Here is a 20,562-nt window from a genome sequence, read left to right as displayed (position 1 = left end):
TTAGTGCGGGTGCGTATGCTCCGAAGCTGCAACAGGGTCTGCTGTTTTTGATTCCGGTAGTATACCAAGCAGAAAATAATCCAAGACCTGACGCGCTACCGGAGCTGCGGTTGAACCGCCGCTGCCGCCATTTTCGACGAGCACTGACAAGGCAATTTTCGGGTTGTCGGCGGGAGCATAAGCGACGAACATGGCATGATCACGGTGGCGTTCTGCGACAAGTTCTTCCTTATAACGCTCGTTCTGCTTGATACCGATTACCTGGGAAGTACCGGTTTTGCCTGCAAATGTGTATCGTGCACCGGCAGCCGCGCTGGCGGCGGTGCCGCCGGGTTTGGTGACATCAACTAACGCTCGATGAACCAGTTCCATATTCTGTGTTTCGTGATCGACAGTATACAACAGGTTTTTAGGCAGCTCGCGCGTAACCCCTGTCTGGCTGTTTGTGACCTGTTTGACAAAATGTGGCTGGAAGGCTTTACCCCTGTTGGCTATGATCCCGGTCGAAAAAGCCAGTTGTAGTGGTGTGGCAAGTACATAACCCTGACCAATGCCGACTGAAATTGTATCACCAGCGTACCACCGTTGATTATGTCTGCGCATTTTCCATTCTCGCGAGGGCAGCAGACCATCGACCTCGCCGTTGATGTCTATACCGGTTTTTTCACCAAGCCCGAACTGTTTTATATAATTGTGTATACGGTCTATGCCCATGTCATGCGCGAGACCGTAATAATAAGTATCACAGGAAACGACCAGTGATTTATGCAGATCGACCCTGCCGTGCCCGCCGACTTTCCAGTCGCGATAACGGCGTTCCGTGCCGGGCAGACTGAAATAGCCGATATCACTGATGGTATACCAGGGCGAACGTAATCCAAGTTCAAGTGCAGCAAGCGCCATAAACGGCTTGAATGTGGAACCGGGTGGATAAACACCACGTAACGCTCTGTTATTTAATGGTCTGTCAATTGATTCGTTCAACTGCTTCCAGTTCTTATGATCAATGCCGCCAACAAACAAATTGGCGTCAAATCCCGGCTTGCTGACGAATGCCAGTACCTCGCCGTTAGTCGGGTCGATAGCAACCAGAGCGCCGCGCCGGTCGCCAAAGGCGTCATTAGCGACCTGCTGTAAATCGATATCCAGCGAGAGAACCAGATTGTTTCCTGAAATTGGCGGAGTACGCGATAATACCCGGATCGACCGGCCGGCCGCGTCGGTTTCCACTTCATCGAAACCGGTGATGCCATGCAGTTCCTGCTCATAGCTCTGCTCGATGCCAATGCGGCCAATAAAATGCGAACCCCTGTAATTATCAAGCTCACCGGATGCTTCAAGCTGTTCAAGGTCTTTATCGCTGATGCGACTGATATAGCCGACAACATGCGCAGCCAGTTCACCGTAAGGATAGTAGCGCAAAATGCGGGCTTGAATTTCCACACCGGGGAACCGATAGCGGTTAGCTGCGAAACGGGCGACTTCTTCATCGGTCAGCCGGCTCCGGATAGGCAAACTCTTAAAGCGTTTATTTTCACGCAACAGTTTTCTGAACTGTTCCAGATCGCTGGGAGTGATTTCGACATAGTTGGCCAGTTCTTTCAGAGTAGCATCGAGATCCGGAATTTTATTGGGAGTTAATTCGAGCGTATAGGTTGAATAGTTCTGCGCCAGAATTTTACCGTTGCGATCAAGGATTAACCCCCGGTTTGGTACCAGCGGTGCAATGGAGATGCGGTTTGCTTCCGCCAGTGTATGGTAGTGTTCACCCTGCGTGACTTGCAAATAAAAAAAACGGGTAAAAAGTGTCAGAAACAGCAGCAGAACGAAGCCAGCGCATATGGTCAGGCGTTTACGGAATTTGTACAGTTCAAGCGGATGATTTCGAAGTTCAACAATGGATCTCATAATGCATCGGGGTTAGACCTGTGCTTCAACGGATAACTCAGTAGAAATGCTACAATAGGCCAGACAATCGCACCGCTCAAAGATTTCAGATAATAATGCCAGCCTGGCAGATTGGCGCCGCCGAGCAATTCGATAACGATAAGTATGCTTTGCATAACCAGAAGGATCACACAAATCTGGGGGATCTGCTGAACAAGGCTGAACACATTGATACGACGGCGAAAAACTGAAGCAATATATACGATAACACAATAGACCAGTGCGTGATGCCCCAAAACCGAGGCGTGATGCACATCCATCATCAAACCGGTACAGAACGCAAGGCTCATGCCCAGTCGTTGTGGTTGATTGATAGCCCAGTATAGAATAACCAGCGCGGTAAAATCAGGACGCATGGCCAGCGCAAATGACTGCAGTGGCACAAAATTCAGGATCAATGCTGCAACAAGGCTGACAATCACATACCATGAATTTGCAGGAGCAAGCATATCCTTACTGATATACTTTTTAGGATTAATTTTGGATTCATCAATTATTTTCAGACTCAACGCTGGATTCCTCAGCAAGATTTTCTGGCGAAGTCGGTAAGGCTGGAGACAGTGATAAAATCAGTACCTGCCGGTTACGATCGACGCCCGCGACCGGCGTGCCGGTAATCTGCGCAAAATTATCCGATGGATGCCGTTTGATTCCTGTAACAACAGCAACAGGCAATCCGCGTGGATAAACGCCGCCGATACCTGAAGTTGCGAGCAGGTCACCTTCGCGGATATCGGTATTTACCGACAGATAGCGTAGCTCGATTTCATTGTTTTTCCCGGTTCCCGAAATGACAGTCCGAATATTGTTACGGACGATCTGTATCGGTACTGAATGATCTTTGTCTGTAATCAGCGTGACTTCGGATACTAAAGGGTATACACGCGTGATCTGCCCGATGATGCCCTTGTAATCGATAACAATCTGACCCGGCTGAATTCCATGTTGACGGCCTTTATTGACCGTGATTTTGTGGCTGAATGGATCGCGCGGAGTATAGAGAATCTCCGCCATTACTGCCTTGGCTGTTGTTTTTGCATGGATGGTATTAACGGCGCCAAGCAGTTTGCGCAAGTGCGTATTTTCAGCTTCCAGTGCTTTTAAGCGTAACAGTTTTTCACTGTTGCGCAGGTAATGTTCCCTGAGATAAGTATTCTCTTCAATGATATGAAAACTGTTAATAAAATCCATCACCGTGCCATGCACTTCGGAAGGTAAAAGCGCTACTTGCTGTATAGGATAAATGATCATCGCGATCGCCTGGCGCAATTCCGGTATGACTTTGAAGCGCAGGTCCTCGACCATGAGCAGACAGGATAACAGTACAAATAAAAGTAAACGCGCAAGCGGGCCGGGTCCATGCCTGAAAAACTGAGGCGTTGAATCCATTTATTCAGTCGTGCAAAATTTATAATAAATTCAAATGCTAACTGGACAGTTACAAACGTTCAACAAATTTGAGCTGCCTGTTCAGCGAATAGGTTATCAATACAATTGGTGCCGTATGTCAATCGCTGGCAAAGATGCCGATGGATTGATCCATGTTTTCCAGTGCAATGCCGGCGCCGCGCGCTACACATGATAACGGGTCGTCGGCAACTATAACAGACAAGCCGGTTTCTTCCATCAGCAGTCGGTCAATATCGCGAAGCAGGGCACCCCCCCCGGTCATTACCATACCTTTTTCGGCGATATCGGCCCCCAGCTCGGGTGGCGTGTGTTCCAGCGCCGTTTTCACAGCACTTGCAATGCTGTTGAGCGGCTCGTTCAACGCTTCCAGAATTTCATTGCTTGAAATGGTGAAGCTACGTGGAATGCCTTCGGCAAGGTTACGCCCTTTGACCTCGATTTCACGTACTTCTGATCCCGGAAATGCCGAGCCGATTTCCTTTTTGATAAATTCGGCTGTTACCTCGCCGATCAGCATGCCGTAGTTGCGGCGTATATAATTGATGATCGCTTCATCGAATTTGTCGCCGCCTACACGCACCGAATTTGAATATACAATGCCGCCCAGCGAAATAATGCCGACTTCGGTGGTGCCCCCGCCAATGTCAACTACCATGGATCCCGTCGGTGATTCCACAGGCAAATCGGCACCCAGGGCTGCTGCCATGGGTTCTTCGATTAATTCTACCTTGCGCGCTCCTGCACCATATGCGGCCTCTCGAATTGCGCGCCGCTCTACCTGTGTTGAACCATAGGGTACACAAATGACGATGCGCGGATTGGCGGAAAAAAGCCGGGGAGGATTCACTTTACGGATAAACATTTTGAGCATCTGTTCGGTGACTGTGAAGTCGGCGATAACGCCGTCTTTCATGGGTCGAATGGCCGTGATATTGCCGGGTGTGCGACCAAGCATCTGCTTTGCCGCCAGGCCAACCTGTTGAATCATTTTCTTTCCGTTTGTGCCACTTTCCTCGCGAATCGCCACCACGGATGGCTCGTCAAGCACAACACCCTGACCGCGAACATAAATCAGTGTATTGGCCGTGCCCAGATCGATTGCCATATCGGTTGAAAAATAGCTGCCTAATAAATTGTTGCTGAGAAAATTAAACATGGTGGCAATATCCGTTTTTAGTGAAAGGTAGAGGACATATCATCATTAGTAGATCGTAGAAAATGAGTAAAAATTGGTACGCCAAACAAACGGCGTCATGATACCCTATTACTCCCTTAAATATAAGATTCTCACGTTATATGACTTTATCGATTGACGATGTAAAACAAGTTGCTGACCTTGCCTACATTAAGATCAGCGAAGATGAAACGGAAGCCGCACTGATTCAGTTGTCTGATATTTTTAAATTGATTGAAACGATGCAGGCGGTCGATACATCCGGTGTGACACCGATGTCCCACGCGCAGGATGTCGTGCAGCGTCTGCGCGAAGACCGGATAAGTGATTCCGATCAGCGTGCATTGTATCAGTCGATCGCGCCGCAGGTCGAGGAAGGCCTGTATCTGGTACCCAAAGTGATTGAGTAAATTCGCCTTTTTCGCCTTTTGTCCTCGAACAGCGACCGTTTCTGTTACCTGGCGGAGCGTGTATGTGACATTCATAAATTTCAAGATTTATACAACTTTCCGGTCATGACTGCATTGATGCAGCACCGAGATGATAGGAGCGTAACATCATGCCGGCGGACTTTCATGGTTTGTTGAATTATAATCCGGCAGTATCGGATTTAACGCGGATGAACGCTCGACAATGCTTTAATACATCCCGGCACAAAATTACAAATCACAGACAAATGACAATCCGGTTAGGATAACCCGATATCACTCAATAGCCTTTAACCCACTCAAGCTTTTTGAATTTTTCATCAATAATAACATGTTAAATGACAGTCTTAAGCAACTTTCCAGGCGGCTTGCGGATAAACAAGTATCCAGCGTGGAACTGACCACAGAATATCTTGAACGAATTCAACGGCTCAATCCGGAATACAATGCATTTATAACCGTGGATGCTGATAAATCGCTGCAGCAGGCACATGCTGCAGACCAGAAAATTGCGTCCGGCGATGCAGGCCCATTGACGGGGATTCCAGTGGCGCAGAAAGATATTTTCTGTACTCGAGGCTGGTTAACAACATGCGGTTCCAGAATGCTGTCGAATTTTGTTTCGCCTTATGATGCCGGCGTTATTGAACGCTTCAATGCGGCCGGTGCAGTGAATATCGGCAAGACCAATATGGACGAATTTGCCATGGGCTCGAGTAATGAAAACTCGTATTACGGCCCGGTGAGAAACCCCTGGGACATTGGTGCAGTTCCGGGCGGCAGTTCGGGCGGTTCGGCCTGCGCGGTTGCGGCGCGCATGGCGCCGGCGGCAACGGGCACAGACACCGGCGGTTCGATTCGGCAGCCAGCGGCATTCTGCGGTATTTCCGGAATCAAGCCAACATATGGCACGGTTTCGCGTTACGGTATGATCGCATTTGCGTCGAGTCTGGACCAGGGTGGTCCGATGGCCAGGTCTGCTGAGGATCTGGCGTTAATGCTCAATGTCATGAGCGGTTTTGACGCGCGTGATTCAACCAGCCTGCAACGCGATGCGGAAGATTATACGCGCGATCTGGAAAATCCCTTGTCCGGTTTGCGTATCGGCCTGCCCAAAGAATATTTCGCCGAAGGCATGCATGGCGATGTGTCGCGGGCGATCGAAAGCGCTATTGACGAGTACCGCAGGCTCGGCGCGGAGACACTGGAGGTTTCGCTGCCGAATTCGCCATTATCGATACCGGTATATTATGTGCTTGCACCTGCCGAGGCTTCCAGCAACCTGTCGCGTTTTGATGGTGTACGTTATGGCTATCGCGCCGAATCCTATCAGGATCTGGCAGACATGTACCGCAAAACCCGTGCGGAGGGCTTTGGTGCAGAAGTTAAGCGCCGCATCCTGATCGGCACGTATGTACTCTCGCACGGCTACTATGACGCCTATTACATCCAGGCACAGAAGGTACGCCGCCTTATAGCGCAGGACTTCGAGCACGCATTCGCTCAGTGCGATGTCATCATGGGCCCGACAGCGCCGTCGGTGGCTTTTGATATAGGTGAAAAAAGCAGCGATCCGGTGCAGATGTACCTGTCGGATATTTATACCAGTGCAGCAAGCCTTGCGGGACTGCCAGGCATGTCGATTCCGGTTGGGTTCGGGGAAAAGAACAGACCGATCGGGCTGCATATCATCGGTAATTATTTCACCGAGAGCCGAATGCTTAACGTGGCACACCAGTATCAGCGGGCAACGGACTGGCATCTTAAAATGCCTGATTTATAACTCAGCATCATTCTATCTTTATCAATCTCATCGAACTGGAATATCAAACATGCAGTGGGAAATTGTCATCGGTCTTGAGATTCATGCGCAACTGTCTACACAATCCAAGATTTTCTCGGGTGCATCGACTGCTTATGGCGCGATGCCCAACACACAGGCCAGCATAGTCGATCTGGCGATGCCTGGCGTATTGCCGGTATTGAATCGAGGCGCTGTTGAGCGCGCGGTCAAATTCGGTCTGGCAATCGGCGCAACAATTAATTCGCCGTCGATTTTCGCACGAAAAAATTACTTTTATCCCGATTTGCCCAAAGGCTATCAAATCAGCCAGTATGAGCTGCCAATTGTAGAAGGCGGCAATATCCGCATTCAGACGGAAGAAGCAGAAAAAACCATCCGGTTGACGCGCGCACATCTCGAAGAAGATGCGGGCAAATCACTGCACGAAGATTTTCACGGCATGAGCGGTATCGATCTAAACCGGGCGGGTACGCCGTTGCTCGAAATCGTTTCCGAACCGGACATGCGCAGCAGCGCAGAAGCCGTTGCCTACGCGAAATCACTGCATTCGCTGGTGCGCTGGATTGGCATTTGCGACGGTAATATGCAGGAGGGTTCGTTCCGCTGTGATGCCAATGTGTCTGTACGCCCGCGTGGCAGTGCCACATACGGCACACGCTGCGAAATCAAAAACCTGAATTCGTTTCGCTTTCTGGAGAAAGCGATCGAATTTGAGGCGGAACGCCAGATCGATATTCTCGAGGATGGAGGCAGCGTGCGGCAGGAAACGCGGCTTTATGACGCCAATAAAGGCGAAACGCGCACCATGCGCAGCAAAGAGGACGCCAACGATTATCGCTACTTTCCCGATCCGGATCTGCTGCCGGTGGAAATCTCGCCCGACTGGGTTGACCAGTTGCGGGAGACGTTGCCGGAATTGCCACAGGCAAGACGTGAGCGCTATGTGACCGAATTTGGCTTGTCGGCGTATGATGCCTCGGTACTGACCGGTTCGCGGGAACTGTCCGATTATTTTGAAGCAACAATACAACGGCTACCTGCGCAGGCCAAGTTGTGTGCCAACTGGATCATGGGCGAGATCAGCGCGCGTCTGAACAAGGCGGACATGGATGTGGCGTCGTGCCCGGTTGCGCCGGAAACACTGGCGGCGCTGCTGTCACGTATCGAAGACGGCACGGTTTCCGGCAAAGCTGCAAAAACTGTTTTTGACAGTTTGTGGCAGGGTGAAATGGATCGGCAGGTTGATGTCATTATCGAAGCGAAAGGGCTGAAGCAGATTTCGGACGACAGCGCAATCGAGCAGCAGGTTGATGATGTACTTGCGGCAAACGCCCACCTGGTAGCCGATTTTCGCAGTGGCAAGGAAAAAGCCTTTAACGCACTGGTCGGTCAGGTAATGAAAGCGACCCGGGGAAAAGCGAACCCGGCGCAGGTGAACACCATACTCAGGAAAAAACTGTCCGGCCAGTAACTGCCGCCCCATTGAACAGGGTGTCATGGGGACAGATTGTCGCGTACGTCCCCAGCGCTGTTGTCTATGGCTCGTCTGTCAATCCAGTTCGTTATGCAGATTTTTCAACCGGGGTGAACCCGGCGAGAGTTTTTCGGCGCGTTGCAGATAGACCCGGGCGGTATTTTCCTCGCCGTCGGTAATCGCTTTTTCCGCAAAGTAAATATACATGTCGACCATTTTCTGGATGCCGGCGCGCGCTTCGGCGTTATCGGGCTCGACAGCCAGTACCGCCTGGTAATGCTCGTAAGCGTTGTCGCCTGGTGGGGTGGTCATGCGCAAGTCCTTAAGCGCAGCTTCGGCAGCGGCCAAATGCTGCGCGATCGTCGTGTGTGTGGAGCCGGTTCCGGCTTGCGCAGGTTCGGCGGATTGAGCCGGTGCCAGTGCATCAGCAGTACCGGCGGAAGGAACAGGAGATGCTGTCTGCTCTGGTTGGGTTTCGTTATCGTTCGAACCGGATAAAGCGGATGCTGCCGGTGCAGGTGCGACTGAATCTGAATTCGCTGCCCTGGTCCCATCGCCAGCCGTATCAAAATCGACTGCTGCGTCAGTTGACGTGTCGACAGGCGTATCGTTGCCCGCCATGCTGGTGTCCGATTCAGTTGTGTCTGCCTCGGGTGTGTGCAGCAGATCTTTTGTGATGGCCTCGACATTCGTCTGTGGATTGTCCAGGTCTATAATCAGATTGGATGCGAATTCGGAGTCGGCGCCAAATTCTGCGCCGGGTGCATCGGTGCCTGGAACGATCGTTGTATCTTTTGTGTCAGGTACGCCAATTGGGTCAGGTGTGCCGATGGTGCCCGCTGTAATTTGACCGGCGTCCTGCTGCACTGAATTGGGCGCCGGCGTACCGGCAGGCGCTGCGCTGCCGGCAGTTTCAGTGGCATCGCCATTTTCCCGGGTCGACATCAGCTCAACCACGGTTAAAGCGGCGACGATCACAATACCGCCGATCCAGAGCGCATTACTCGAATTCGCCATGAAAAAACTCCTTTGTTATTGTAAACACGCTAAGCCATTAATGGCAGGACTGAAACAATACACTGCCGATAACAGTGCATGTCACTGATCCTGTTTATTCTGCCCGGTTATAAGCTTTACGGCAATAAGAAACTGGTTGCCGGATTATCATGCGGCACGCGGTGAAACATTGTTATATGCTTTTGAGCTGCACTGCAGACAGAATTTATCCAGACTGATCGAGGAAGTTTGCAGGTTATCTGTTTTCCTTAAAAACCGCATATCGTTCTTGAAATGCCGATAATTGCGCGTTTAAAGAAGCGTCGTTGACGGATTTAATGCTTGCAAAGGCAAATTCCAGCAGCAATTCATGTTCATTCATGATCGCGTGCGCGTATTGCGGGTAGGTTTGCAGCCGTATTTCATTATGACTTAATGCCTGTTGCAGCCAGTGCCATTGTTTACGTTCGGAAAAACAACAGGCAACTCTCAAACAGGATAGCGCTACATCGCGCAACCGCTGTTCGCTTTGCCCGTAGGTGTTGAGAATGAGTTCACTTGTTTTGAGCGAATCCTGATAGAGCGTCAAAGCCTGATCGACGTCATCGCGCTTGAGCAGCACATCGGCGATTTTATTCTGAGAGATAAATACATCGCGCAACCGCTGTTCGCTTTGCCCGTAGGTGTTGAGAATGAGTTCACTTGTTTTGAGCGAATCCTGATAGAGCGTCAAAGCCTGATCGACGTCATCGCGCTTGAGCAGCACATCGGCGATTTTATTCTGAGAGATAAATACATCGCGCAACCGCTGTTCGCTTTGCCCGTAGGTGTTGAGAATGAGTTCACTTGTTTTGAGCGAATCCTGATAGAGCGTCAAAGCCTGATCGACGTCATCGCGCTTGAGCAGCACATCGGCGACTCTGTCCTGAGAGATAGATACATCGCGCAATCGCTGTTCGCTTTGCCCGTAGGTGTTGAGAATGAGTTTACAGGTTTTAAGTGAAGCCTCAAATAGAATGGCAGCTGCATCAATTTGATCGCGTAATAACATTAAATCAGCATTCTTGATTTGTGAAACAGATTCGTTACGCAGCTGTTGTTCGCCGGGTTCATCTTGTTCAGAATTAATCGAATTCTGTTGCAGCACAGCGTGCGCCAAATTCTCAGCAGTTTCTAAGTCTCCGTGTTCCTTGAATAAATTGATGATGTCGAACTGTGTCCAGATGTCGATAACCGAAAAATCGATTATTCGGTCCGGCGGCAATTGCTGTTTGAATTGATACAAATAATCAGTGGTATAGTGATAATAACCGCTTTGAAAGCAGGATTGAAGCAGATAGGCCAGCAACTGCAGATGAAAATCCGGTTGATTTTGTAGCGATTCTTTTTGTTGCAGCATCAGCTGGTAAAAGCTTAACAGCTCATCAGCAGGAAGCAATTGAGTCCTGCCGTGATGTATCCAGTGCTTTCCGGTCTGAATGAGTTGTTCAGACAATGATTGTTTGATGTGAGGCAGTCGTTCAAAACGTTCTTGTGCCAGATCGTAAAAAACACGATGGCGGAATTCATAAGTGACAGTGCTCAAATCTGCCAGTATGGCATATGGATTGATAGCAGTGGATAACAAATGATCTGAATCTGAATTGTCGAACGATTGGTCAAGTTGAACGGCTATTTCAAGTAACAAGTCTTTCAAAAAGCGCATGCCCTGGTGACTCGCATAAGATAGCAAAGTTTGCAATTGATTATCCAGACGACGAAAACGGCGCTTCTGTATATCATGTAACTGAAAGCTTTTTTGCGTCATTGCTTCTACTGTGGTGGGATTGAGCGCCTGCGTGATATCCTGGTTGAGGAAATACCATGGGTCGTCAAGCAGTTCCAGGATGATCTCATGGAGCAAGCCCGGATTGCCGTCGGCTCGGTGCAGCAAAAATTCAATTTGGTAGCCAGTCAGACCGGGCAGGGCGCGTGTAATTATTTCTCGAAGTCCGGACAGACGATCAATATTGCGTATGCTGGTGGTGTTTGGATTGTTTGCCCGGACGCGATTATAGAACCATGGCAACGTGTGTCGCACATCCTGTCGATCCTGTGCCAGGTTCCATTCCTGTTCCCAGTGGGTTGCTATGACGAGCAACGGCCAGTGATACCGAACTGCATTATTTAACAATCGTTCAATAAAGCGTGCCGACTGTGAATCGATCCATTGCGTGTCATCGAGTATCAACACAAGTGGCAGTTCTGCAGACTGGTCGTTGACAGATAAAACATGGCTTAAAAAATCCATTATAGTGTCGAGGCGTTCGTCAATAATTTGTTGCTGTTTTTCTGCAATGGTCAGATTTTGTCGCGTATTATCCTGATATTCTTCATGAGCGATTTTTCCGAGCTTGAAAAGCGATTTGAATGCGGCGACCAGGCCGCCAGTGGCGGTGTTTAAAACCTGTTCTGTAATTTCAGGTGATGATTCTCCGATGATCTGAGTAAAACGGCGTTGCCGTTTTTCATGTTCGATCAGGGCTATCTCGTGCGGTTTCAGATGATCCAGATTGGCTAGTAGCGCGCAGGAATTCGCTTCGTCGCGATTGGTCAATTCCGGGTTGGTCCAGCGTATGCCCCACCAGAGCCAAGGGATCTTCGTGGTTTGGCCAAATTCTTCCGGGCACGGATTGATGCGTAGATTGTTTTGTTCCCGCAGCAGGGTGTCAGGCCAGTAGTGCTTGGGGTCTTCTCCTTTGCTGCTGCTCAACCAGCTATAAAATTTCTGAATTATTTTGGTTTTTCCAAACCCGCTTTCGCCGCGTAAAACACATAATTGTGGTCTGCCTTTTTTGGCAAGATTCCATTTGTCCTGCAGCCATTGCAGTTCTTCTTCGCGGCCTATAAAAACCTGGTTCCAACGCTGTATTAAGTCTGGTTCCATTATGGTTTTTCCAATGATGCCTGGTAACGGGCCCAGTCAAAACAGGGTCCGGGGTCCGTTTTCCGCCCGGGTGCGATATCTGCGTGGCCGGCTATGTCTGCGATCGGATAGTGCTGTTGCAGACACCGGGTCAAAGCGGTCAGCGTGCTGTACTGCGCTTCGGTGAACGGCGTGGCGTCGCTGCCTTCAAGCTCGATACCGATGGAAAAATCGTTGCAGCATGATCTTCCCCGCCAGTTTGAAAGTCCTGCATGCCAGGCGCGGTGACGGCAGCGGACGAACTGGATCATTTCACCATTGCGGTGGATGAAAAAGTGGCAGGAAACCTTCAGGTCCGCGATGGCTACATAGTACGGATGTATTTCCGGATCGAGCCGGTTGGTAAAGAGTTCAATGACCCCTTCGCCGCCGAATTTTCCCGGCGGCAGGCTGATGCTGTGGATGACCAGCAGGGTGATTTCAGCGTTGTCGGGGCGCTCGTCGTAATTGGGTGAGGCAATGAAACGGCAGCGATCAGCTTGTTGAAGGCATCCGTCAGTGTCTATTTTCATGAATTTGCTCAAATGGTTCACGCCTGGATTGAACATGCATGAGCGAATGATACCTGATTGCGCAGCCGATGCTCTACAATACCGGTTATGAAACCAGGCAAATTTATCACCCTTGAGGGCATCGATGGTGCGGGTAAATCGACCCAGCTTGAATACCTGACTGCATTGCTGCAGCAGAAAAGACAAACCGTGGTCGTAACCCGTGAACCGGGCGGCACGGCGCTGGGCGAACGGCTGCGCGCGCTGCTGCTCGATCAATCCAGTATTATGCATCCGGAGACCGAAGCCTTGCTCATGTTTGCGGCCCGGCGCGAGCATGTCGACAAGGTCATTGAACCGGCGCTGCGAAACGGCAGCTGGGTGATATCCGATCGTTTTACCGATGCCAGTTTTGCTTATCAGGGTGGTGGCAGGAGACTTGACTGGAACAAGCTGGCGTTGCTTGAACAATGGGTTCAGGGTGAGCTGCAACCCGATTTGACGTTTTTTTTCGACGTACCGGTCGAAATCGGGCAACAGCGCGTCAGCACAGTGAAAGCGCCAGACCGGTTTGAGCGGGAACAGCAGGATTTCTTTCAGCGCGTGCGCGATGCGTATCACGCGCGCGCACGTCAATTCCCGGAGCGTATCCGCGTTCTGGACGCGCGTCAGCCCGTCAACGACGTCAGGGCTGAGGTGGCCGGTATCATTGAAGCGTTCTTTGCAGACCATCTGTTATGAATTTACTGCCGGCCTGGCAACAGGGTATCTGGAAAACACTGACGCACCATGGAGCGCTACGCAGTCACGCATGGCTGCTCAAAGGCAGGCGCGGAATCGGAAAATACTGGTTCGCGAGCCTGCTGGCCAAATCGCTGTTATGTACTCGTACGGGCCCGCAGTGTATTGCCTGCGGGCAATGCGCCAGCTGCAACTGGTTTGATCAGCATACACATCCCAATTTCAAGCTGATCACACCAGATGCCATGTCGCTGGCGATGGCGCTGGACAACAAGGCCGGTACTGAGGACCATTCGGCTAAAACGCGCCTGCAGACCGCGGGCGAACGAAAAACGAAGCCGCGAACCGGTCAGCAGATCAGTATCGATCAGATCCGCGGTCTTGACGATTTTGTCTATCTCACTGGCCATCAGGCCGGTTACAAGATTGTGTTGATCTATCCGGCGGAGACGATGAATACGCCGGCGGCAAATGCGTTATTAAAAAAACTGGAAGAGCCGCCCGAGAACACGCTTTTTATTCTGGTTACGCATCAGTCGCAGCGTTTGTTGCCAACCGTTCGCAGCCGCTGTCTGCAAATTGCGATGCCTGCGCCGGATATTGATGCAGCGGTTCAATGGTTATTGCAACACTGGCCGCAGCAGGCTGATGCCAAAAAAAGCACGGAACCGCAGCAGTTGAATAAACAGCAGGATGCACACAGGTTGCTGGCGTTGTCCGGTTTTTCACCGTTTGCAGCATTGCCGTTGTTGGAGACGATGGAGCAGCATCGGCAGTTTATTGACGCCGTCAGCACGCATGGACGTTTCGATCCGTTGACATTGGCCGAGGCGATGCAGAAACAGGAACTGACCGTGACCATCGATTGGCTGCAAAAGTGGTGCTACGATCTGGCAGCATTCCATGCTGCCGAACGTGTGCGCTATCATCCTTTTCTGGAGGCACGGATTCAGTCACTGTGCCAGCGGATTAATCTGAGGGCCTGCCTGTCGTTTCTGCAGTTTTTGAATGCACGTCAGTCGCTATCGCGTCATCCTGTTAATGAACGTCTGTTTTTGGAGGAAATTTTCATTCAGTACGGTCGACTGCTTGCAGCCGGATCGACTGTGCCCGAGTTTGAGGAATAGCCGGCAGCTGCCACGAATCGATTTCAGTCAATGTAAAACAGCCCCCGATGCCGAACCATCTGCCAGTTCGAAGTATCGTCTGCACGGCATAATCCGAACTGAAACGAGGGCGGTAGCTCCGGGAATTTGAAACGTATGTCATAAAACCAGTAGCACAGCATTTCGTCAGAATTATCGATGCGTTGGAGCAGCGGATAACGGGCAAACCGGCGAAACGGTTCAAATGCAGCATGCTGCCAGGCGGTCCGGATCGCTTCGGTTCGTTCGGTTTCGTTGCCAAATCGTTCAAGTTTTCGCCAGTGAATGTTCGATACCGGCCGGTATGCGGCTGCAATTTTCTTCAGCAGCCAACCGTTCTCAGGTTCGTTCGAGGAAGTGCTGCCCGGATCGAGATCAATCAGCGCGACATGATACCGTTCGCTTTCTTCAATGATGACGGTCCAGTGATAAGGCGACAACGGCTGCGGCAGTGCGCTGATACGTGTGTGCGGCAGGGAATCGGCGTGATTTTCTGCGATCGCGAGCGCCTGCGTACGCAGCATGAATATAAACGTCAGGTATCCGGCCAGAACGAACAGGGCCGCCGTTGCACCTGTTTTTTGGCATGGATAACGCCACGAAATCACCAGACCGGTAAGTATGATCAGGGTGAACCATGGGTCGATCACAAACGCCAGTGGCAGCGCGTAGCGTTCGGTTGAAAGCGGGGCGAACAGCATCAGGCCATACGATGTGATCAGATCGCCGGCAATGTGAATGGCCAGTCCCAGGCATGCGGGCAGATAAAACTGCCGCCAGCCAAATCGATCTGAATCGGTCAAACTGCTCAGCCAGGCCAGCAGCCGCGCGAGCAACCATGCCCAGACTGGCAGCAGTACCAGCGAATGCGTCGGACCCTGGTGCCAATTCAGGTAGGTCAGGGTATCGAACATACGCAGCGCAAAATCGACATCGGAAAATAGCGCTGCAGTAAAACCGGCTGCGACCTGCAGACGAACCGGCAGCGGCCTGATCCCGGTTGATCCGGTCGCTTGTCGCTGCTGTTGGTCAGTCGCGGCGGCGCGGGCCAGCAATGCGCCGCTCAGCGCATGTGTGAGTGGATCCATGAATTATTCGGGTTGCGCGTTCGTTCCGGCCGCCGCATTCTCGCTGGGTGGTGCGGCCGCTGACTGGCTGGTGTCGGCGCCGGTTGTGGCGGTGTATGTAATCTGTCTGATTTTTTGAGCTGATGCGGGGTTTTTCCCGTGGCTGTTGTCAGCCCGTGGGCGGCCATGTATCACCTGGTCAAGAATTTCCGCCATTTGCAGTTGCTGCGCCAGAAAGGTGCGTGTGCGCTGTGTGTTGTCAGATTCGTCGAACATCCAGTGGGTAAAAGTTGCAAGATACAGTGTGGTGAGCGCGGTTTCCTCAAGTGCCCGGCGTAAAAAAGTAGCGTCACGCTGTGCCGCTTCGCGCATCCACTGCACCGTGCGGCTGATGCGCATGATTGCCGGAATCTGAATGTGGATATGTCCGGGTTCGAGCTTGGATCCGATCATCTGACGCGTTACCGTACGATGTGCATGCAGTGCGTCGAGCCATGCCATGATCAGACGATGCAGGCGCTCGCGCGATGATAGCGCCAGGAAATCATCCTGTTCGGCAACTTTGAGCATGACACCATCGGCGCGGTCGAACCAGGCATCGATGATATCTTCCTTTTCGCGGAAATACGGACGGATATCGTCGAGCGTAATCTTCAGTTCGGCCGCCACGTCAAACAGCCGTACAGCCTCCCAACACGAACGTTCCGCAATAGTAACCGCCTGATCGACGATCGCCTCGCGCAGATTCATATCTTCAGTCATGGTGAGTCTCCGTTAGATGAGAGTAACGCCTTGCCTGTTGAAACTATAGCATAATTCATGTGTTTGCCATGTACTTGGCTGTGTTGGTATGTGATTCATGGGAACTTGGAGGCGCACACAGAACCCGATTCGCTTATCGTGTACCAGAACTGTAACCGGCATACCGTTTATCGTGCTGTTGAATAGCGTTTTGCTGCGATAAAACCGTTTTGACGATGATTGTAGTGCGCTATTAAAAAATTGATAACCAATTTGGGATTCTGGTAGTCGTTTTCGTTTGTCCACAAAAGCTGTGGATAACTCTGTGGACAGCGTGTACATTTTGCATTTAACGTCCCTTTACATAACGTTTTTTTTTAATTCGATTAATTATTATACGATTATTTTATGTTTTAAATCAATGACATAATTTTTTGTCTAGTGTTCATGCGGGTTTGCGTTAAATTCAAAAACCGCCAAAAAAAATGTGGATGATTTTAAATTGTCAAGCATTTTTTTATAAAAAAAACCGTCTGTTTGGTTGTCAGCAAGTGTAAAAATTTTCAACCTATTGTTGAAATAAACATGATAAATGACTGTTGTTTATCGTTTTAAGTTTACGTTTATGTGACATTTGTGTGACAGAAAAAAATATTTTTTTCATCTGTGTGCGCTTTCACTGAAAATTGTCCGGCATTCAGTTTTTATTGATAAGCGTAAACGGTTAAACTATGTAATTTATGACCGTTTGATCCCATGCTCACGATACAATCGCTGACATTTTTGCAGGGTGGCATGCCATTGCTGCAGGATTGTCATCTGCAAATCTTCGCGGGACAGCGCGTTGGACTAGTGGGCTGCAATGGCAGCGGCAAATCTACGCTGTTTCGCCTGATTCGCGGCACAATCAAGCCGGATACCGGTGAGATTTATTTACAGGCAGGCAAAACCATCGCGTTTGTCGAACAGGAAATTATCGACTCAGAACAGCCTGCGCTGGAATTCGTACTCGATGGTGATGCCGAATTGCGCCAGCTTGAAGACATTCTGGGACAGTCGCGGCACGATACCGCCTGGTTTGAGGCCCAGCAGCAGTTTGAAGCAATTGACGGTTATGGCGCCCCGGCACGCGCGGCGCAGCTTTTGGATGGTCTTGGTTTTGCAAGCGACGTTTTAAGGCAGCCGGTAAACCGGTTCTCGGGCGGTTGGCGCATGCGTCTGAACCTGGCGCGCGCACTGATGCACCGCGCCGACCTGCTGTTGCTCGATGAACCGACCAACCATCTGGATCTGGAAGCAATACTCTGGCTCGAACAATATCTGCTGCGCTATTCCGGAAGTCTGATTGTAGTTTCGCACGACCGTGAGTTTCTCAATACCTGCGTCAATCGTATCGCACATATTCATCACCGGCGAATTGACAGTTATACGGGTAATTATGATGATTTCGAACGTGCCCGCGCCGAACGTCTGCAACAACAGGCGCAGGCGTATCAGCAGCAGCAGAAGCAGATTGCACACATGGAGGACTTCGTGCGCCGTTTTCGCGCCAAGGCGACCAAGGCAAAGCAGGCACAAAGCCGCATCAAGGCGCTGGAACGGTTAACCCGTATCGCTCCCGTGCACATGGAAAACGGTCATTTTGAACTGCAGATCGACGCGCCTGAACGCAGCCCCGATGTATTGTTACGCGTCAATCAGGTGAGCTTTGGCTATACCGAAAACAAGCCACTGTTCGAGAACGTGCAGCTGATACTTCAAGCGGGTGCGCGTATTGCATTGCTGGGACCAAACGGCACCGGAAAATCAACACTGATCAAACTGCTGACAAAAGATATATCACCTGGCTCAGGCACTGTGGAATGGGCGCCGAATCTACGCATCGGTTATTTCGCGCAGCATCAGCTTGACCTGCTGGATGCAGGTGCTACACCGCTGCAGCATCTCGCACGTCTTGCCCCCGCGCATACTGAACTTGAGTTGCGTACTTTTCTGGGCCGCTTCGGTATGGGTGGAAATACTGAAGACCGAGTGGTGGGCACATTTTCCGGCGGTGAGAAAAGTCGCCTGGCGCTTGCGTTGCTGGCCTGGAAAAAACCGCACATGCTACTGCTCGACGAACCGACCAATCATCTTGATCTGGATATGCGCGATGCATTGACGCTGGCTTTGGAAGCATACTCAGGTGCTGTTGTGCTGGTATCCCATGACCGTAGTCTGGTGCGTGCGATCGCAGATGAATTGTGGCTGGTTGCAGACAGCCGGGTACGGTTGTTTGACGGCGATCTGGACGATTACAAACAATGGATTGATGCCAGACGCGATGAGACGGTGCAATCACGCCCTGCAGCAGAAAAAACAAGGCAAAAATCGTCTGCAAGACCTAACAAAAAAACATTGCTCGCCAAGCAGTCGAAACTGGAGGCAGCGATTGATGCCGCCCAGCAGGCGCTTGCCGAAACGCGCCGGCAATTGGCCGATCCGGCTATTTATTCGCAGCGTACGCGGACCGAAATTGACCAGCTTAGTGTGGCGCACGATGCGCTGGAACAGCAAATCGCCGATCTGGAAGAAAGTTGGCTGGAACTCGAAATGGCGCTGGAAGAATAAGCAGATCGGCACACGCTTAAAAAGGGACTGAAACTAATTACCATGATGTTGTCAGAACACGAAATGTCAATGTTGTGGTACTGTCAGCAGGCAAGTTAATATGCCATTCGGCCATGTCGGCAGCGATTTTTTGATGTGGATGCGATTCGGACAATATCCGCCAGTCACCCGGAACGGGTTCCCGGACAATTACGGTGACTGCCTCTTTTTTTGCATTGCTGAGAGTAATCTGGTGCGCAGTTTCGAATTGCCGCGTATTGGGGTCAGGCGTTGGAATTTTTTTGAATTCCGTCTGCTTTTTGTCAGCTGTGATATCGAATGCCTGTCCTAGCTGCAACCGCACCATGGTTTCGCCGGGTGTGTGGTTTATTGTGTCTTCACCGACAAAATGTGCATTGTTTTCCTGGTCCTGTTTGTAGGTGCGTATGACGCCGGCCGGCAACGGTGTGCCCAGTTCGCCATCACTGTTACGAAAATTGATAAAAACATCGACGGCCCGTTCTTGTTCGGGATGACGATAGTATCCAGAATAATAATGATTCTGTCCCGTCAAAATAAACTGTTTTTCAAGCGGGATACCGCGTGCGGACAAAAAAGTAATTTGCTGGCTTTGATTATTACGTAATGTGGTTTTGACGGGCAGGGGATAGCGGTGCAGCTCAAAATGCGGGACGCTGTCGATGCCGGCTGTTGTTGCGCTCATGGCCTCAAGTTCACGGGTGAATTGTTTTGCTACAGGACGGCTGGCAGGTCGTGCCAGATTGATATCGCCCGCGATTAAATCAATTTTGGCCTGGTGATAATCAATGCCACTCTGGTTGGTGAGCGTTGCCATGCCGGTCAAACTGGCATTCAGGTCCTGTTGGTCAATTTCTAAAATATAGTCCGCCTGCCACGAAAGTCCATGACTCAGGTAAGTTAAACGCAATGGCTGCGGTTTTTTTTGTGGTGTTGCGTGGCTGTTCAATACGACTGTCATTGCCGGTTTGTCGCGCAGATTTCCGGGAATTTCTGAGAACACCAGGCGTCCGGGTATGCCTGTCTCTATACGATCGGAAAATTTAAGAATGACACCGCCATTAGTGGTCAGTACCGTGGCCGACTCCCTGCTTTCCTCGCCGGTAGCCTGGTTTGTCTGGATAACCGTGACTTGTTTGCCGGTATGGCTTTCCAGTAATTGCTGTGGGCTCAGCGGATTCAGATCAAAGTATTGCGCGACAGTATGCAACTGACCAGGTTGTGTTAAATGGCTTATCCAGGCCGTTTGCGGTTTGATGCTGGCAGAAATCTCCTCCCAGGCCAGATTATTGATGCCGTTTTGCAGTTTGATCTGTCGGGTGTCTTTAACCAGTGCAAGATCGTGCTGGTACAGAGAAAGCGTTATGTTCGTCTGGTCCTCACGGGTTGTGACAGTCGTCGCGGAGGCAAATGCTGCTTGCAGGCTGAAAGCGGTCATGGCGGTTACAGCGAGCAGACCGAGCCGCGTCATGGTGTAAGCAGCCTGGCAGGGGGCAAATGTAATAATCATGGTTGAACTCCTGTTTCAGAAGTCTGAGAAGAAAAACTTTC

16 protein-coding genes are annotated in these 20,562 nt (G+C 50.8%); 6 read left to right on the top strand and 10 right to left on the bottom strand.

Annotated elements, in window-relative coordinates; genetic code table 11:
- The 4 genes from mrdA to BMX44_RS12995 all read right to left on the bottom strand — a co-directional run bounded on the left by mrdA (window position 1) and on the right by BMX44_RS12995 (window position 4,513).
- Complete coding sequence (gene mrdA, locus BMX44_RS13010) at window positions 1-1,908, bottom strand: penicillin-binding protein 2 (RefSeq protein WP_090633769.1); 1,908 nt, start codon at window positions 1,906-1,908, stop codon at window positions 1-3.
- Window positions 1,905-2,456: a rod shape-determining protein MreD gene (gene mreD, locus BMX44_RS13005; protein WP_245738933.1), complete on the bottom strand. Its 552-nt coding sequence runs from the start codon at window positions 2,454-2,456 to the stop codon at window positions 1,905-1,907. The genes mrdA and mreD overlap by 4 nt, the downstream gene beginning before the upstream one ends.
- Entirely contained in the window at window positions 2,437-3,336 is a 900-nt protein-coding gene (gene mreC / locus BMX44_RS13000) for a rod shape-determining protein MreC (protein ID WP_090633766.1), read from the bottom strand. Before mreC ends, mreD begins: the two co-directional genes overlap by 20 nt.
- 118 nt (window positions 3,337-3,454) lie before the next feature.
- On the bottom strand, window positions 3,455-4,513 hold the full coding sequence (locus tag BMX44_RS12995) for a rod shape-determining protein (protein WP_090633764.1): 1,059 nt from the start codon (window positions 4,511-4,513) through the stop codon (window positions 3,455-3,457).
- A gap of 140 nt (window positions 4,514-4,653) precedes the next feature.
- Here BMX44_RS12995 and gatC point away from each other — a divergent pair, with 140 nt between their 5' ends.
- The 3 genes from gatC (at window position 4,654) to gatB (ending at window position 8,234) form a co-directional block, all read left to right on the top strand.
- Window positions 4,654-4,941, top strand: coding sequence for an Asp-tRNA(Asn)/Glu-tRNA(Gln) amidotransferase subunit GatC (gatC, locus tag BMX44_RS12990; protein ID WP_090633762.1), 288 nt, complete (start codon window positions 4,654-4,656; stop codon window positions 4,939-4,941).
- 349 nt (window positions 4,942-5,290) lie between these two features.
- Window positions 5,291-6,742 carry an Asp-tRNA(Asn)/Glu-tRNA(Gln) amidotransferase subunit GatA gene (gene gatA, locus BMX44_RS12985; RefSeq protein WP_090633760.1) on the top strand — a complete coding sequence of 484 codons (1,452 nt, stop codon included), beginning with the start codon at window positions 5,291-5,293 and terminating at the stop codon, window positions 6,740-6,742.
- Between the two features lie 49 nt (window positions 6,743-6,791).
- Complete coding sequence (gene gatB / locus BMX44_RS12980; RefSeq protein ID WP_090633758.1) at window positions 6,792-8,234, top strand: Asp-tRNA(Asn)/Glu-tRNA(Gln) amidotransferase subunit GatB; 1,443 nt, start codon at window positions 6,792-6,794, stop codon at window positions 8,232-8,234.
- A gap of 78 nt (window positions 8,235-8,312) precedes the next feature.
- Here the strand turns inward: gatB and BMX44_RS12975 are convergent, their stop codons facing one another.
- The 3 genes from BMX44_RS12975 to ampD all read right to left on the bottom strand — a co-directional run bounded on the left by BMX44_RS12975 (window position 8,313) and on the right by ampD (window position 12,710).
- Window positions 8,313-9,254: a hypothetical protein gene (locus BMX44_RS12975; RefSeq protein ID WP_090633756.1), complete on the bottom strand. Its 942-nt coding sequence runs from the start codon at window positions 9,252-9,254 to the stop codon at window positions 8,313-8,315.
- Window positions 9,255-9,489: 235 nt separating this feature from the next.
- Window positions 9,490-12,159 (bottom strand): tetratricopeptide repeat protein, encoded by a 2,670-nt coding sequence (locus tag BMX44_RS12970; protein WP_090633753.1) that lies wholly within the window; start codon window positions 12,157-12,159, stop codon window positions 9,490-9,492.
- The gene (gene ampD, locus BMX44_RS12965; protein ID WP_090633797.1) at window positions 12,159-12,710 is read right to left on the bottom strand and encodes a 1,6-anhydro-N-acetylmuramyl-L-alanine amidase AmpD; all 552 of its coding nucleotides are present in this window, start codon (window positions 12,708-12,710) and stop codon (window positions 12,159-12,161) included. Before ampD ends, BMX44_RS12970 begins: the two co-directional genes overlap by 1 nt.
- Window positions 12,711-12,797: 87 nt before the next feature.
- Here ampD and tmk point away from each other — a divergent pair, with 87 nt between their 5' ends.
- Window positions 12,798-13,430, top strand: coding sequence for a dTMP kinase (gene tmk / locus BMX44_RS12960; protein ID WP_090633750.1), 633 nt, complete (start codon window positions 12,798-12,800; stop codon window positions 13,428-13,430).
- A complete protein-coding gene (holB, locus tag BMX44_RS12955) occupies window positions 13,427-14,557 on the top strand; it encodes a DNA polymerase III subunit delta' (protein WP_090633748.1) in 1,131 nt (376 codons plus the stop codon). Before tmk ends, holB begins: the two co-directional genes overlap by 4 nt.
- A 23-nt stretch (window positions 14,558-14,580) precedes the next feature.
- On the opposite strand, the gene BMX44_RS12950 is transcribed toward holB, so the two are convergent.
- Window positions 14,581-15,663, bottom strand: coding sequence for a metal-dependent hydrolase (locus BMX44_RS12950; protein ID WP_090633746.1), 1,083 nt, complete (start codon window positions 15,661-15,663; stop codon window positions 14,581-14,583).
- A 3-nt stretch (window positions 15,664-15,666) separates the two neighbouring features.
- On the bottom strand, window positions 15,667-16,404 hold the full coding sequence (locus BMX44_RS12945; protein WP_245738932.1) for a TetR/AcrR family transcriptional regulator: 738 nt from the start codon (window positions 16,402-16,404) through the stop codon (window positions 15,667-15,669).
- 735 nt (window positions 16,405-17,139) lie between these two features.
- Between BMX44_RS12945 and BMX44_RS12940 the strand changes: the two genes are divergently transcribed.
- On the top strand, window positions 17,140-18,993 hold the full coding sequence (locus BMX44_RS12940; RefSeq protein WP_090633744.1) for an ABC-F family ATP-binding cassette domain-containing protein: 1,854 nt from the start codon (window positions 17,140-17,142) through the stop codon (window positions 18,991-18,993).
- A 37-nt stretch (window positions 18,994-19,030) separates the two neighbouring features.
- On the opposite strand, the gene BMX44_RS12935 is transcribed toward BMX44_RS12940, so the two are convergent.
- The gene (locus BMX44_RS12935; RefSeq protein WP_090633742.1) at window positions 19,031-20,521 is read right to left on the bottom strand and encodes a DUF4139 domain-containing protein; all 1,491 of its coding nucleotides are present in this window, start codon (window positions 20,519-20,521) and stop codon (window positions 19,031-19,033) included.
- Window positions 20,522-20,562: the final 41 nt, after the last annotated feature.

It is taken from the genome of Nitrosomonas marina, from assembly GCF_900110145.1.
In the GTDB taxonomy this organism is placed as follows: Bacteria; Pseudomonadota; Gammaproteobacteria; order Burkholderiales; family Nitrosomonadaceae; genus Nitrosomonas; species Nitrosomonas marina.
Note: the sequence above shows the minus strand (reverse complement) of the source record. Positions and strands in the feature narration are given on the sequence as shown.

Coding starts and splice junctions, on each gene's coding strand:
- mrdA (WP_090633769.1), bottom strand. CDS start 1,908: ATGAGATCCATTGTTGAACTTCGAAATCATCCGCTTGAACTGTACAAA.
- mreC (WP_090633766.1), bottom strand. CDS start 3,336: ATGGATTCAACGCCTCAGTTTTTCAGGCATGGACCCGGCCCGCTTGCG.
- BMX44_RS12995 (WP_090633764.1), bottom strand. CDS start 4,513: ATGTTTAATTTTCTCAGCAACAATTTATTAGGCAGCTATTTTTCAACC.
- gatC (WP_090633762.1), top strand. CDS start 4,654: ATGACTTTATCGATTGACGATGTAAAACAAGTTGCTGACCTTGCCTAC.
- gatA (WP_090633760.1), top strand. CDS start 5,291: ATGTTAAATGACAGTCTTAAGCAACTTTCCAGGCGGCTTGCGGATAAA.
- gatB (WP_090633758.1), top strand. CDS start 6,792: ATGCAGTGGGAAATTGTCATCGGTCTTGAGATTCATGCGCAACTGTCT.
- BMX44_RS12975 (WP_090633756.1), bottom strand. CDS start 9,254: ATGGCGAATTCGAGTAATGCGCTCTGGATCGGCGGTATTGTGATCGTC.
- BMX44_RS12970 (WP_090633753.1), bottom strand. CDS start 12,159: ATGGAACCAGACTTAATACAGCGTTGGAACCAGGTTTTTATAGGCCGC.
- ampD (WP_090633797.1), bottom strand. CDS start 12,710: ATGAAAATAGACACTGACGGATGCCTTCAACAAGCTGATCGCTGCCGT.
- tmk (WP_090633750.1), top strand. CDS start 12,798: ATGAAACCAGGCAAATTTATCACCCTTGAGGGCATCGATGGTGCGGGT.
- holB (WP_090633748.1), top strand. CDS start 13,427: ATGAATTTACTGCCGGCCTGGCAACAGGGTATCTGGAAAACACTGACG.
- BMX44_RS12950 (WP_090633746.1), bottom strand. CDS start 15,663: ATGGATCCACTCACACATGCGCTGAGCGGCGCATTGCTGGCCCGCGCC.
- BMX44_RS12945 (WP_245738932.1), bottom strand. CDS start 16,404: ATGACTGAAGATATGAATCTGCGCGAGGCGATCGTCGATCAGGCGGTT.
- BMX44_RS12940 (WP_090633744.1), top strand. CDS start 17,140: ATGCTCACGATACAATCGCTGACATTTTTGCAGGGTGGCATGCCATTG.
- BMX44_RS12935 (WP_090633742.1), bottom strand. CDS start 20,521: ATGATTATTACATTTGCCCCCTGCCAGGCTGCTTACACCATGACGCGG.